The sequence below is a fragment of the Nocardia vinacea NBRC 16497 genome, from assembly GCF_000308835.1.
GTDB classification, from domain to species: domain Bacteria; phylum Actinomycetota; class Actinomycetes; order Mycobacteriales; family Mycobacteriaceae; genus Nocardia; species Nocardia vinacea.
Genome location: NZ_BAGN01000039.1, coordinates 12,378 through 28,401, shown reverse-complemented (window position 1 = coordinate 28,401; position 16,024 = coordinate 12,378). Strand labels below are relative to the sequence as shown.

Genomic DNA, 16,024 nt, shown 5'->3' with positions numbered 1-16,024 from the left:
TCAGACGCCGATCGTAACCGCATTGGCAGCTTGTTCCCGCCGACGATCCACCTGCGTTCCCCGGCCGATCGCTACCGCTCAGGGGTTTCGAGCAGCTCAGCGAGCCGGGGACCGATCTCGGCCAACGCTTCGGCAGAGGTCATCAACTCGTGCGTCGACCCGATCGGGCGATCGATGATCTCATCGGAGACGAAAGGCTGCCAGTCGGCGGGGGTGCGATCTGGTCGGGCCTGGGCATCGACCGTGGCCCGGAAGAACTCTAGCGTCCCCTCGAACACCCCCGGCCGGTACCGCGACTCCAGTTCGACCGTGCGCATGGCCGTGCGGTAGATCAGCCGTAGTCGTTCGGGGGTGAGCACGTCCACGCCCTGGCCGACTGCCATCGCGTGCAGCGCTGCCACGGCCTCGTCACCGATCTCCTGCAGGTTTTCCGCCGCGGGCAGAACCGCCGCGTCCAGACCCAATTCGGTGAAGGCCGCACGGACCTGGTTCCGGAAATCGGTGAAGTCGCCGCCCGGGTAGGCATCCAGGATCGCGAGCAACTCGACCTGCGCGCCGTCGGCCTGTAGTTCGGTCGCCACGGCGTGGGCAAGTTTGCCGCCGAGCGACCAACCGATTATCCGATACGGACCCTCGGGCTGCACCGCCCGCATCTCGGCGACATAGCGACGCACGATCTCAACCATCGAGCCCGGGTGGTAGTCGTCTTCGGTGAGCGCGGGCGTCTGGATGCCGTAGATCGGTTGGTCGGCCGGGAGAACCCTGGCCAGTCCGGCATAGGACCACGACAGTCCCGCCAGCGGGTGCACACAGAACAGCGGCGGCCTGGTGCCCGCGGCGCGGATCGGGAGGATCACGCCGAGTGCGGCCGCGGAGCCGAAATCGTGTCCGTGCTCGAGCACCGCGCTGATCTGCTTCGAAATGCCGAGCACCGTAGGCTCGGTGAAGAACCAGGCGACCTTGATCTGCGCGCCGGTCACCTTGCGCAGTCGGCTGACGACCTGGGCGGCCAGCAGCGAATTACCGCCCAGGCCGAAGAAGTCGTCGTCGATGCCGACCCGGTCGATGCCGATGACCTCGGCGAAGACAGCGGCGACGGTCGATTCGAGCGGGGTCGTCGGTGCGCGGAACTCCCGTGCCGCGAAAACGGGGTCGGGCAGGGCGCGGCGATCGAGCTTGCCGTTGGGGTTCAACGGCATGGCATCGAGGACCACCATGGCGGCCGGAACCATATAGGACGGCAGCTGTTCGGCGACATGGGTCCGTAGTGCCTCGGTATCGACCGTGGCACCGCTCGCGGGAACTACATAGGCGACGAGCCGATCGGAACGCACCAGTGCCACGGCCTGTGCCACCGAGTCGTGCGCGGTGAGTGCGGTTTCGACCTCGCCGAGTTCGATGCGCAGACCGCGCAGCTTGATCTGGAAGTCGGTGCGGCCGAGGTAGCCGATCGAACCGTCGGCCTTGCGGGTGACCAGGTCGCCGGTGCGGTACATCCGGGAACCGGGCGCACCGAATGGGTTGGCGACGAAGCGATCCGATGTGAGGTCGGTGCGACCGGCGTAGCCGCGGGCCAATTGCGCACCGGCCAGGTACAACTCGCCCGCGACACCCGACGGCACCGGGTGCAGCCGGGAATCCAGCACGTACGCTTGGGCATTCCAGACCGGTAGGCCGATCGGCACCGCACCCTCGATATCGGCGGTCACCGGACTGTGCGTCGCGTGGACGGCGAATTCGGTCGGTCCGTACAGGTTGTAGAGCTCGGCCGAGCTGACCTTGCGGATGGCCTGCACCGCATCGGCGGTGCAGGCCTCACCGGCGATCAGCAGGGTGCGCAGTGATGCCAGGGCGGAGCCGTCGACCGCGCCCGCGAAGACGGTCAGCATCGAGGGCACGAACGAGGTCATGGTGACTCGCTCGGCCGCAATGACTTCCGCGAGGTACTGCGGGTCGCGATGGCCGTCCGGGGTGGCCACGACGATTCGACCGCCGGTGGACAACGGGCCGAACAGTTCCCACACGGACACATCGAATGTTGTGGGGGTCTTGAACAGCACGATGTCGTCGGCTCCGATGCCGTATTCGTCGGTGATCCAACGGATCTGGTTCACCACCGCGGAATGCGGTACCGCCACACCCTTCGGGCGACCGGTCGAACCGGAGGTGAAGATGACGTATGCGGGGTTGCTCGGCCGCAGCGGCGCAATCCGCTCCGTGTCGGTGACGGGCTGCTCCGAGTAGCCGGACAGGTCCAGCTCATCGATCACGATGGTAGGCAGACAGGTGTCGTCGAAGTCGTCGCTCGAGGTGGTCAGTACGCACACCGGCGCGGCCGACTCGAGCACGTAGCCGATCCGCTCCGCGGGCTGCTCGAGGTCCAGCGGCACGTAACCGCCACCGGCCTCCTGCACGGCGTAGGCGGCGACCACGAAATCGACCGAACGCCGCAGACCAAGGGCGACAAGCTTTTCCGGACCGACACCGGCCTCGATCAACCGACGCGCCAACCGGTGCACGCACGCACCGAATTCGGCATATGTCAGCGAGCGACTCGATGAGGGGTGGTGGTCGGGCGACGGTTGGGCCGGCGTCGCGGGACCGACGATCGCGACCGCATCCGGCGTCGCCGCCGCCTGCCTGGCGAATTCATCCACAAGCGTCCCGACCGCACCGAGCTCACGGTTGGTGTCGTTCCACCGCCACAGCACCGCGGCCCGTTCGGTATCACTGAGCAGATCGATATCGCCGACCGGCGCGTCCGGGCGGGCGACGATCTGTTCGAGCAGCCCGACGAACCGGTCCGCGAAACCCTGGACGGTCGCGTCATCGAAAAGATCTCTGGCAAAAGACAATTCGGCGACCATACCGGCGCTCTGCGCGGACTCCTGAATAGTCAGCGAGAGATCGAATTTCGCGGCATCAATCTCCAGATCGACCGCGCCGACGCGCAACCCGGGCAGTTCGAACGAGGTGTCCGGCAGATTCTGGAACGACAGCATGACCTGGAACAACGGATGCCGCGCGGTCGAGCGCACCGGGTTCAACAGGTCGACCAGCCGCTCGAACGGAATATCGGCGTGTGCGAATGCCTGCAGATCCGCATCCTTCGTATGTGCCAGCAGCGCACCGAAACTCAGCTCGCCCGGCACCTCGCTGCGCAGCACGAGGGTATTGACGAACATGCCGATCACATCGTCGAGTTCGGCCTCACCGCGACCGGCGACCGGGGTCCCGATGGCGATGTCATCGGTACCGGACAACCGCGCGAGCAAGATCGCGAGTGCGGTGTGGACAACCATGAACATGGTCGCGTTCTCGGCGCGCGCAAGTTCCTGCAGGCCACGGCGCAATTCGGTGCCGATCGCGAAGGCCACCCGGCCGCCGCGGAACGACTGCGTCGTCGGACGCGGCCTATCCATAGGCAGATTCAGCTCCTCCGGAATACCGGCGAGCACGCTGCGCCAGTAGTTCGCCTGGGCCGTGATGACGCTGTCCGGATCAGTTTCCGAACCCAGCACCTCGCGCTGCCAGATGCTGAAATCGGCGTACTGCACCGGAAGCGGCGCCCAGGCCGGTGTCGCACCGGCCGAGCGGGATGCGTAGGCGATCATCAGATCGCGGGTCAGCGGGCCCATGGACCAGCCGTCCGCGCTGATGTGATGCGCCACCAGCACGAGCACATGCTCGTCCGGCTCGACCTGGAAAAGCCTGGCCCGCACCGGAACCTCGGCCGTCACATCGAATCCGGCCGAGGCCGTCGCGACGACGTGCATGGGCAGGTCGGCCGCGATCACCGGTACCGGCGTCAGATCCGGCACCGCCTGCTCGGCGGGCACGATCAATTGCACAGGACCGTCATCGGTCTGTGGATAAACGGTGCGCAGTACCTCGTGCCGCTCGATCAGATCCGCGACGGCCAGTTCCAACGCGACCAGATCCAGCGCACCGGTCAGGCGCACGGCGGCCGGAATATTGTTGACCGCCGACGAAGGATCGAGCTGGTTGAGGAACCACATCCGCTGCTGCGCCATCGACAGCGGAATCCGTTCCGGACGCGGACCGGCCGTCAGCGCGCGGCGACCACCGGATCCGGCATGCTGCTCGATCTTGACCGCGAGCCCGCCGACCGTCGATGCCTCGAACAAGGTGCGCACCGGCACCCGACCGCCGATGGCGGCACCGAGCCGGGCCACCACCTGGGTGGCGATCAGCGAATTGCCGCCGAGTGCGAAGAAGTCGTCGTCGACGCCGACTCGTTCCGAGCCGAGCACATCGCCGAAGACGCCCGCCACGATTTCCTCGACCGGTGTTGCCGGGGCTCGGAATTCGCGGGTGGCGAAGGTGGGTTCCGGCAGTGCCGTGCGGTCCAGCTTGCCACTGGTATTCAGCGGGAACGTATCGAGCGCCACGATGGCGGCCGGAATCATATATGCCGGAAGAGTTCCCGCGATCGCGGTCAGCAGTTCGGTCTGATCGATCCGATGCCCCGGGGTCGGCACGGCATACGCGACCAGTTGGTCACCCAGCGTCGACGACAGCACAACGGCAACGGCTTGGCTCACCGATGCCTCGGCGAGCAGCGCGGTTTCGATCTCGCCGAGTTCGATGCGCTGGCCGCGGAATTTGACCTGGAAATCGGTGCGGCCGAGGTAATCGAGGACACCGCCGGTCTCGATCGCACGCCAGACGACCAGGTCACCGGTGCGGTACATGCGTGTGCCGTCGCCGAATGGATTGGCCACGAACCGGTCCGAGGTCAGATCGGGACGGCGCACATAACCGCGGGCCAACTGGTCACCGGCCAGGTACAGCTCACCCGGCACCCCGGCCGGCACCGGATGCAGTCGCGAATCCAGCACGTATACCTGGGTGTTCCACTGCGGCAGGCCGATCGGGACGCCGGGGCGGTCGTTGCCGCGCGCCTCCCAGTAGGTCACCGAGACCGCGGCCTCGGTCGGGCCGTAGAGGTTGTGCACGCGGGCATCCGATATGGCGCGCACAGCGTCGACGGTTTCCGGCGGCAGCGCCTCGCCGATCACGAAGATGTCCCGTAGCGTTGGGCAGGAGCCCGCCGGGGTGTGCGCGGCGAAGACCGTCAGCATCGACGGCACGAAGTCGGTGACGGTGACGCCATGCGCGGCAATCGTTTCCGCGACATAGGCCGGGTCGCGGTGGCCGTCGTGGGTGGCGACGACCAGTTTCGCGCCTGCGCGCAATGGCATGAAATAGCCCCACAGCGAGACGTCGAAGGTGGTCGCGGTTTTCTGCAGGTACACATCCCCCACACCGAGCGGATACTCCGCCAGCATCCAGGTGATCTGGTTGTGGATGGCCGCATGCGAAATCGCCACGCCCTTGGGACGTCCGGTCGAACCCGAGGTGAAGATGACGTAGGCCGGGTTCTCCGGCCGCACCGGGCGCAACAGTTCGTCGGCGCGCACCGGATTCGCGTCGAATCCCTCCAATGCCAATGCATCCAGATGCAGCACCGGCGTATCACCTGACACCGCGACCGCATCCGCGGTGGTGGTCAGCACGCACGCGGGCTGGGCGGTATCCAGGATGTGCGCGATCCGCTCCGCGGGATGATCCGGATCCAGCGGCACATACGCGCCACCGGCCGTCACGATCGCGTACATGCCGACAACCAGATCCACCGACCGCCGAATCGCCAGGCCCACTAGAGATTCCGTGCCGACACCGCGCTCGATCAGCAGCCGTGCCAAACGGTTGACCCGCTGGTCGAATTCGCGATATGTCAGCGTCGCGTAGCGACTCGATGGGGGGTGGTGGTCGGGCGACGGGTGGGCAAGCTCGGCGCCCTCGTGGACCACCGCGATCGCATCGGGATGGTCCGCGACCGCTCGGCGATAGCTGTCGAGCAGCAGTTCCGGGGCGACCGGATCGGCAGTCTCGTTCCAGTCGAGCAGGATTCGCCGACGCTCGGCGGGTGCCAGCAGGTCGAGTTCGCCGACCGCGATGTGCGGTGCGGCGATAATCCGGTCGAGCAGGCGTGTGAAGCGCTCCGCGAACCTCTCGACGGTCGCCTGATCGAAAAGGTCCTCGGCGTAGACGAATTGACCGGCGATACCGGCGGGCACGCCGTTCGCATCGTAGGCATCGCTCACGATGAGGTTCAGATCGAACTGCGCCACCTGGGTGTCGATACCGACTCCGGAGACGGTGAGGCCGGGCAGTTCGAGGCGGGACTGCTCCAGATTCTGGAACGACAGCCCGACCTGGAACAGCGGATGTCGCGCGGTCGAGCGGACCGGGTTGAGCACCTCGACCAATCGCTCGAACGGGATATCCGCATGGGCGAAGGCCCGGATATCGGCCTCCCGCTGACGCGCGGTCAGCTCGGTGAAGGTCGCACCCGCGTCCACCCGGGTGCGGAACACCAGGGTGTTGACGAACATGCCGATCAGCTCGTCCAACGCGGCCTCACCGCGACCGGACATCGGGCTACCGATGGCAATGTCATCGGTACCCGAGAGCCGCGCCAGCAGTACCGCCAGCGCGGTGTGCACAACCATGAACAGCGTCGCGCCCTCGGCGCGGGCCAATTCGATGAGGGCACGGTGGGTTTCGGGATCTATGCGCACCGCGGCGGTGCCGCCCGCGAAGGACTGCACCGCGGGGCGCGGCCGATCCGACGGTAGATCCAGCTGTTCGGGCAGATCGGCCAGTGCGTCGCGCCAGTAGGCGACCTGCTCGGCCGCCAGCGATTCCGGATCGTCCTCGCTGCCGAGCAGTTCGCGCTGCCAGATGCTGTAGTCCGAGTACTGCACGGTAAGCGGCGCCCAGCTCGGCGCGGCATCCGCCGAGCGGGCCGCATATGCCAGCATCAGATCGCGGGTCAGCGGTGCGACCGACGAGCCGTCACCGGAGATGTGGTGCACCACCAAGGCGAGCACATATTCGTGTTCGATGGCGGCGGCCACGGAGCCCTGCGCGGCCACGCGAGCTCCTGCCTCCAGACCCGCCGCTCCCGGTGTGCCGACGACGGCATCCACAGGGCCCTGCGCAGCCACACCAGCACCCGCCTCCAGACCCGCCGCTCCCGCCGCACCGACGACGGCATCCACAGGGCCCTGCGCAGCTCCCGCCTCCAGACCCGCCGCTCCCGCCGCACCGGCACCCGCACCGGCACCGGCACCGGCACCGGCACCGGTGACATCGAACAGCACGACCCGGACCGGCACCTCGCTCGTGACGTCGAAAATCGTCGAAATCAGCTCGACGACGGCAGATTCGAGTTCATCCGGCGCGACCTCGCGGATCGCTAGTTCAGGCACGGCCGCATCGGCGGGCAGGATCAGCTGGACCGGACCCGCATCGGTCTGCGGGTAGATGGTGCGCAGGATCTCGTGCCGTTCGACCACATCGGCGACCGCCCGGCGCAGCGCCGTCACATCGAGGGTGCCGGTGAGGCGCACGGCGATCGGGATGTTGTATGCCGTGGACTCGGTGTCGAACCGGTTGAGGAACCACATCCGCTGCTGTGCCGGCGACAGCGGAATATGTCGCGGCCGTTCACCTGCCACCAATGCCTTGCGAGCGCCGGTACCGGCGAGCTGTTCGAGCTCGGCCGCGAGTTGGGCAACCGTGGATGCCTCGAAGAGCACCCGCACGGGTACCCGGGTGTCCAGCGCCGCACCGAGGCGCGCCGCCAGTTGCGTTGCCAGCAGCGAATTTCCACCGAGTGCGAAGAAGTCGTCGTCCAGGCCGAGGTAGCGGCTGTCGTCGGCGCCGGTGCCGATGCGCAGCACCGCCGCGAACGTGCTTGCCACGATCTGTTCTGTATGCGTCTTCGGCGCGCGGAAGGCAGCCTGTTCGAAGACCGGTTCCGGCAACGCCTTTCGATCCAACTTGCCGACCGGGGTCAATGGGATCTCGTCCAGCACGACGACCGCGGACGGCACCATATGCGGCGGCAGGCGCCGAGCCGCATGCTCGACGAGCACGCTGGTCTCGATGACCCGGCCGGACACCGGCAGCACGTAGGACACCAGGATCGTGACACCGGCGTCGCTCTGCCTGCCCATGGTGATCGCGAATTCCACATCGGCGTGCCCGCCGAGCACGGCATCGATCTCACCGAGTTCGATGCGGTAGCCGCGGATCTTCACCTGGAAGTCCGAGCGGCCGACGTATTCCAGTGCCCACGGTATCGACGGCAGCGCCGCATTGCCCATCCGCACGTCGGGTTCGGCGAACCAGCGCACGACGTCACCGGTCCGGTACATCCGCGCCCCCGGCTCGCCCCACGGATTGGCCACGAAACGCTCCGCGGAAAGCTCCGGACGGTTGTGGTACCCACGCGCCAATGCGCCGCCGGACAGATACAGCTCCCCCGCCACGCCCGGCGGGACCGGGTGCAGCCGAGCATCCAGCACCAGCGCCGACATGCCGTGTACCGGTGTGCCGATAGTGATCGGCGCACCCGCTCGCAGCGTCGCGTAGGAAGCGATGACGGTGGCCTCGGTCGGGCCGTAGCCGTTGTAGTACCTGCGGCTCGGCTGCCACTTACCGAGCAGCTCCGGTGTGGTGGCATCGCCGCAGACCATGAGCATTTCGAGTTGCTCGAGCCCGACCGGATCCACCGAGCTCAGCACCGCCGGGGTGATGATCGAATGCGTCACCCGCTCACTACGCAGCAGGTCACCCAGTTCCGGACCACCGATAACGGCCGCGGGGACGATCACCACTGTCGCGCCGACCGATAGCGCGACAATCCATTCCAACACGGACACATCGAAGCTCGGCGAACAGATATGCAGCAGCCGGTGCTCCGGCTCCAGCCGGTACAGGCCGACCGAATGGTCGACCAGGCCGCCGAGTCCGGTGTGGGTCACGGCGACACCCTTGGGCTTACCGGTAGACCCGGAGGTGTAGATCACGAAGGCCACATGGTGCGGCCGCAACGGCGTGCTCCGGTCGGCGTCGGTGACCGGAGCGGCGGAGCGGTCGGCGCACAGCGCGTCCGTCTCCGCATCGTCGAGCACAAGCCATTGCACGTCGTCCGGCAACTTACCCAGGTACTCCGAGGCAGTGAGACCGATGAGCGCACCCGAGTCGGTCAGCATGTGCCGCACCCGATCCACCGGGTAATTCGGGTCGACCGGCACATGTGCACCACCGGCCTTCGACACCGCCGACACGGCGGCCACCATTTCATACGAGCGCGGCAGCGCCAGCGCCACAAGGCTTTCCGGACCGACGCCGCGATCGATCAGCACCCTCGCCAACCGCGACGAGTATTCGTCGAGTTCGCGATAGCTGATCGACCGGCCCTGGTAGCGGATGGCCGTACGCTCCGCACCGCGACGCAGCCCACGCACCAGCAGATCGGGCAGCAGCTCACCGGCGGTCACCTGATCCGGATGCACCCGGGTCAGGTATTTCGCCTCGGCTTCGGCCAGCAACGGCAGATCGCCCACCGCCGGCTCCGGCCGGGTGGTGATCGCCTCGAGCAGCCGCACGAACCGATCCGCGAACACCCGAACCGTGGACTCGTCGAACAGGTCACGCGCGAAGGAAAACACCGCGGACATGCCCTCGGACGCACCCGGCAACTCGGTAATCGCCAGCGACAGATCGAATTTCGCCGTATCGATATCGAGATCGACGGCTCCGACTCGCAATTCGGGTAGCTCGAACGAATTGTCCGGCAGATTCTGGAACGACAGCGCCACCTGGAACAGCGGATGCCGCGCCGTGGACCGCTCCGGATTGAGCAGATCGACCAGGCGCTCGAACGGAATATCGGCGTGGGCGAAGGCCTGCAGATCGGCGTCCTGCACCGCCGTAAGCAATTCCGCGAATGTCGCGCTGCCACGCACCCGAGTCCGCAGCACCAGCGTATTGACGAACATGCCGATGACATCGTCCAATTCGGCCGCTCCGCGACCGGCTATCGGCGTACCGACGGCGATGTCCTCGGTACCCGACAGACGTGCCAGGAAGACCGCGAGCGCGGTATGCACAACCATGAAGATCGTCGCGTTCTGTTCGCGGCCGATCTCCTGCAGCCTGCGGTGCACCCGCGGTTCGACCGTGAAACCGACTGTGCCACCGGCGAACGACTGCGTCGTCGGGCGCGGCCGGTCGGCGGGCAGGTTCAACTCGTCGGGCAGGCCGGCCAGTGTCGTGCGCCAGAACTCGGCCTGTGCGGTGATCAGACTCTCCGGATCGTCCTCGGAACCGAGCACTTCCCGTTGCCAGAGAGTGAAATCCGCGTACTGCACCGGCAGCGGCTGCCAGGCAGGCGGTGTACCGGCCGCACGCGATGCATAGGCGAGCATGAGGTCGCGGGTCATCGGTCCCATCGACCAGCCGTCCGCGCTGATGTGGTGGGCCACGAAAACGAGCACGTACTCGTCCTCGGCCGCGACCTGGAACAGTGCACCTCGCAATGGCACCTGATCGGTGACATCGAATCCGGCGGCGATGATCTCGACGACCTTCGCGTGCACCGCATCCGGCGCAACCGCCTGCGGAGTCAGATCCGGAACTGCCCGTGCGGCGGGCACGATCACCTGATGTGCCACGCCATCGCGGTCGGCCGGGTAGACGGTGCGCAGGGTTTCGTGCCGCTCGACCAGATCGGCGACGGCCTGCTGCAACGCGGCGATATCGAGCGCACCCGTCAGCCGGACCGCCACCGGTAGATTGTTCACCGCCGATTCGGTATCGAACCGGTTGAGGAACCACATCCGCTGCTGTGCCAGCGACAGCGGAATCTGTTCCGGCCGCGCCCCGGCCACCAGCGGCACCCCGCGACGCTGACCCGCACCGGGTGCGACCGCTGTGGCCAGCGCGGCAACCGTCGGTGCCTCGAAGACTGCGCGCACCGGAACGCGGCTACCGATGGCCGCACCGAGCCGGGCCACCACGCGAGTCGCGACCAGCGAATTGCCGCCGAGGTCGAAGAAGTCGTCGTCAGCGCCCACGCGTTCGATGCCGAGCACATCGGCGAATACCTCGGCGACCGAGCGTTCCAGCGGCGTCGACGGCTCCCGGTAGGGCCGTCCGATGAACTCGGGTGTGGGCAGGGCCTTGCGGTCGAGTTTGCCGCTCGCATTGAGCGGCAATGCATCCAGGTGCACGATCGCGGAGGGGACCATATACGACGGCAGCGCCGCGCGTACGTGGTCGAGCAGGGCATCATCATCGATCTGTGCACCGGGCGCGGCCACCACATAGGCGACCAGCCGATCACCGGCGCTCCCCTTGACCAGCGCCGCAGCCGCGCGTTGCACAGCGTCCAGACCGAGCAGCACCGTCTCGATCTCACCGAGTTCGACGCGCTGGCCGCGCAACTTGACCTGGAAGTCGCTGCGGCCCAGGTATTCCAGAGCGTGTCCGCCGGCACGAAGCACCCAGCGCACCACATCGCCGGTGCGATACAACCGCGCACCATCGCCGTGCGCGACGAACCGTTCGGCCGTCAGCGCCGGTGCGTTCAGATAGCCACGCGCCAACTGCACACCGGCGACATACAATTCGCCGACCGCGCCGACCGGAACCGGCCGCAACTGCCGGTCGAGCACATGCACCCGAGTGTTGGCGACCGAGGTACCGATCGGAATCGCCACGTGCCCATCGGCTTCGGCAGGATAGGCGGTGACGACCGTCGCCTCGGCGGGGCCGTACCAGTTGAACAGTTCCGCATCCGGCAGGAAGGTGTCGAAGCGCGCGGCGGTCTCCCTCGATAGCGCCTCACCGGCGGCGAATACCCGGCGCAACGACGGGTACGCCGCGGGCGCACCGTCGAGGAATGCGTCGAGCATCGATGGCACGAAATGCACCGTGCTGATGGAGTATTCGTCGATCACACGGGCCAGGTACGCGGGATCGCGGTGCCCATCCGGTTCGGCGACCACCACCGCCGCACCGGTCTGCAAGGTCCAGAACAGCTCCCACGTGGAGATATCGAAGGTGATCGGCGTCTTGTGCAGGACCACATCACCGGGACCGTGCGGATAGGTCCGCTGTGCCCAACGGAATTGGTTCGCCATCTGCCGATGCGTGATCGCCACGCCCTTGGGCCGACCGGTCGAGCCGGAGGTGTAGATGACGTAAGCGGTGTTGTCGGGAAGCGGCGTCGCGACGGAGTCGGTCGGCAGGTCACCGAAGATCGAGGCGTCGGCCGCAGAGCGAACAGGCAGCTCGAAAAGATCAGCGTCCACATAGACCAGCGGTGTGTCGGTCTCGGTTTCGAAGCCGGTCCCGGTCGTGGTCAACACACACACCGGAACCGCGCTGGACAGCACATATTCACTGCGCTCGGCCGGATGGTCCGGATCGATCGGCACATACGCCCCACCGGCCCGCAGCACACCGTAGATCGCGACGACCATCTCGATACTGCGCCGCATCGCCACCGCCACCAGCGATTCCGAGCCGACGCCGCGACCGACCAGGTCCCCGGCCAGTTCGCGCGAACGCGCATCGAGCTCGCGGTAGCTCAGCGTGGTATCGCCGTAGATCACCGCGGGTGCGTCCGGGGTGCGGGCGACCTGCGCGTCGAACAGCGTCAGCAGTGTCGAATCATCCAGCAGCTCTACCACTTCGGTGGCATTGACGGCGTCGAGTACCGTCCGATCGGCATCGGTGAGCGCATCGACGTCGGCGACCTTGGCGAACGGATCGGTAAGGAAGCGGCCGATCAGTGTCGAGAAGCGCTTCGCCAGCGCCTGTGCCGCCGTCTCGTCGAAGACGTCGCGGAGGTATTTGAGGGTGAAGTGCATGCGCACATCGGGGACGATCACCACGGTCACCGGATAGTGCGTGCCGTTCACCGCGACCGCGCCCTCGATGCTCATCCCATCGAGTGCGCCCGCCGCCGCAGTCAGCGCCTCCCCGTCGACCGGGAACGATTCGAATACCACCAGGGTGTCGAAAAGCCCTTCCACGCCGATGATTTCCTGAATTTCGCTCAGGCCGACATAGTGGTGGTCCAGCAGCGCCGCCTGTTCGGACTGCAACTGCCGCAGCAGTCCGGCGAGGGTGTCGTTCGCATCCAGGCGCACCCGGACCGGAATCGCATTGAGGAACAACCCGACCATGGTCTCGATGCCGTCGAGCTGCGGCGGCCGCCCGGAAACGGTGGCGCCGAAGACGACATCGTCGCGATCCACACTCCGGCCGATCAACAAACCCCAGGCCGCCTGGATGACGGTGTTGACGGTGACCCCGGCATCGGCGGCCAACCGGCTCAGCGCCTTGGTATCGGTCTCGGACAGTTCGAAAGCGACTTCGCCTACGCCCAAAGCGATTTCGCGGGCCGGATCGACCGAAGCCAACGGTGTCGGCTCGGTGATACCGGCCAGCACCTCGCGCCAGGCCTTGCGCGCGGCACTGTGGTCCTGCGCACCGAGCCAGGCCAGATAGTCACGGTAGGAGCGGGCCTGCGGCAACTGGCTCGCATCACCACCGAGCACATAGAGCGTCAGCAGATCCTGGGTCAGCAGCGGCATCGACCAGCCGTCGATGAGGATGTGATGGCTGGTGACCAACAGGTGGTAAGCCCCTGACATCGTGGCGCTCGCGGGGCCCTCCGTGGTTACGCGGGCTGCCTCCTCCGGGCCCGTCGCTCTCGCCGGGGCGGTCGAACGGATCAAGGTGAACCGCAAGAGCGGCGCGTTCCGCATATCGAAATGGTCGGCGAGCTCCGCGGCCATGATCCGCCGCAACTCGGCAGCCGCCTCCGCGTGGTCGGTGAGATCGACCGAACGCCAGGGCACTTCGACCTCGTCGAGCACGACCTGCACCGGATTGCCCGCGGCATCCTCGGCGAATGCCACCCGCAGATTCACATGCCGACCCACCACGGCGACCGCCGCCGCGCGTAGTCGCTCGACATCGACGTCGCCGCCGAGCTCGACCATGAACTGGGTCATGTACGCATCGACCGATGACTCGGCCAATTGCGCGTGGAACAGCATGCCCGACTGCAGCGGGGTCAGCGGCCACACCTCGGCCAGCTTCGGGTACTCCCTTGCCAGCCGGTCATTATCGGCCTGCGACAGTTCGACCAGCGGCCCCTGTGCGCCGCTCTCGACCGGCGCGCCCTGCGTGGCGAGCGGCGCGAGGGCCGCGACCGTACGCGATTCGAAAACTTCTCGGGGGGTGAAGATCACCCCGCGCGCCCTGGCCCGCGACACCACCTGGATCGAGGTGATGCTGTCGCCGCCGAGTGCGAAGAAGTCGTCGTCGAGACCGATGCGCTCGATACCCATCCCCGCGCCGATACCGAGCACCTCGCCGAGCACCTCGGCGATGATCTGTTCGATTTCGGTCTCCGGCGCCCGGTACTCCTTGGTCTCCAGCACCGGTGCGGGTAGTGCCCGGCGATCCAGCTTGCCGACCGGGGTAAGCGGAATCGTATCGAGCACCGTGATGGTCGTCGGAACCATATGTGCTGGCAGTGATCGTTCGGCGAAGGCGGTGAGCTCGTCGGTATCCACAACGGCGTCGCCCGCGGCGTGCACGTACGACGCGAGAATCGTCGCGCCCGTGTCGAGTTTGTGTCCGATGGTGACGACGAAGTCCACACTGTCGTGCGCGCCGAGCACCGCATCGATCTCGCCGAGTTCGATGCGGAAGCCGCGGATCTTGACCTGGAAGTCGTTGCGGCCCATATATTCGATCTCACCGGCCGCGGTCCAGCGCACCACGTCACCGGTGGCGTAGAGCCGAGCACCGCTGGGATCGAACGGATTCGCCACGAAACGCGATGCGGTCAGCGCGGGCCGATCGTGATAACCACGCGCGACTTGCGAACCCGAGATGTACAGTTCGCCGACCACGCCGCTCGGCACCTGATTCAGCCGGTCGTCGAGCACGTATTCGGTAATGGCACGGATCGGACCGCCGATGGTCACCACCGCACCGGGCGTCATCGGCGAGCTGATATTGGTCATGATCGTGGTCTCGGTCGGCCCGTAGCCGTTGAAGAACTCACGTGTTCGACCGTCGGCGATCGGTAATACCCAGCGCCGCACCAGATCCGGCGGACAGGCCTCACCACCGGCGACGACGACCCGGAAATCGTCGAGCCCCGTCGGATCGACCGAGGCGAGCGCGGCCGGGGTGATGAACGCGTGCGTCACCCGCTCCCGGCGCAGCAGCGTCGCCAACTCGTCGCCACCGTAGATATTCGGCGCGACCACCACCATGGTCGCCGCGCCACCGAGTGCGAGCAGCAGCTCGAGCACCGACGCGTCGAAGGAAGGCGACGCGAAATGCAGTGTGCGCGACTGGTTCGTGACGCGATACCGCTCACGCTGTTCATCGCAGAAGCTGGCGAGTCCCGCCTGCGTGACGACTACGCCCTTCGGCTTGCCGGTGGAACCGGAGGTGTAGATGACATAGGCCGGGTGCTCCGCCCGCACCGCGCGGACCCGGTCCGCATTGGTGATGGCCTCGCCCGAGTATTCGGCCAGGCGCGGTGCGAAGTCGGGAGTATCGATGACGAGCCACTCGACCCGATCCGGCAGCTCGGCCGCCACCTCGGCGACCGTGAGGCCGAGGACCGCACCGGAATCGGTCACCATGTGCGCGACGCGCTCGGCCGGGTAATTGGGGTCGACCGGTACGAATCCGGCACCGGTCTTGGCCACCGCCCACACCGCGACCACCGATTCCAGCGACCGCGGAATGCCAACGGCGACAAGATCTTCCGGACCGACACCGCGTTCGATGAGCAACCGGGCCAACCGCGTGGAGCGATCGTCGAGTTCGGCGTAGCTGAACTGTCCCAGGGTCGCGCGGGCATCGGCGAATACGACGGCGATACCGTCCGGATTCGCCTCGACCGCGGCGCCCATCAGCTGCGGCAGCGTGGTGACCCGCGACTGGCGGGTCCGGACCGGACGGCTACGGGCTGGCCGGGTCACACGAACGACCCCCCTCCGATATCGCGCGGCCGCGCCCGATCCTGTCCCACCGACCGGTATCCCGGCATAGGAACTTTCCTCCCCTCGCTCATCGTCACTACCCGGACCGGTTGCCA

The 16,024-nt window shown here is 66.9% G+C and carries 1 protein-coding gene; it reads right to left on the bottom strand.

Translation table 11 applies throughout. The features are described from left to right. Positions 1–71 precede the first annotated feature (71 nt). Positions 72–15,908, bottom strand: a complete 15,837-nt coding sequence (locus ON44_RS04555; RefSeq protein ID WP_040686535.1) for a non-ribosomal peptide synthetase — start codon at positions 15,906–15,908, stop codon at positions 72–74. Positions 15,909–16,024 lie beyond the last annotated feature (116 nt).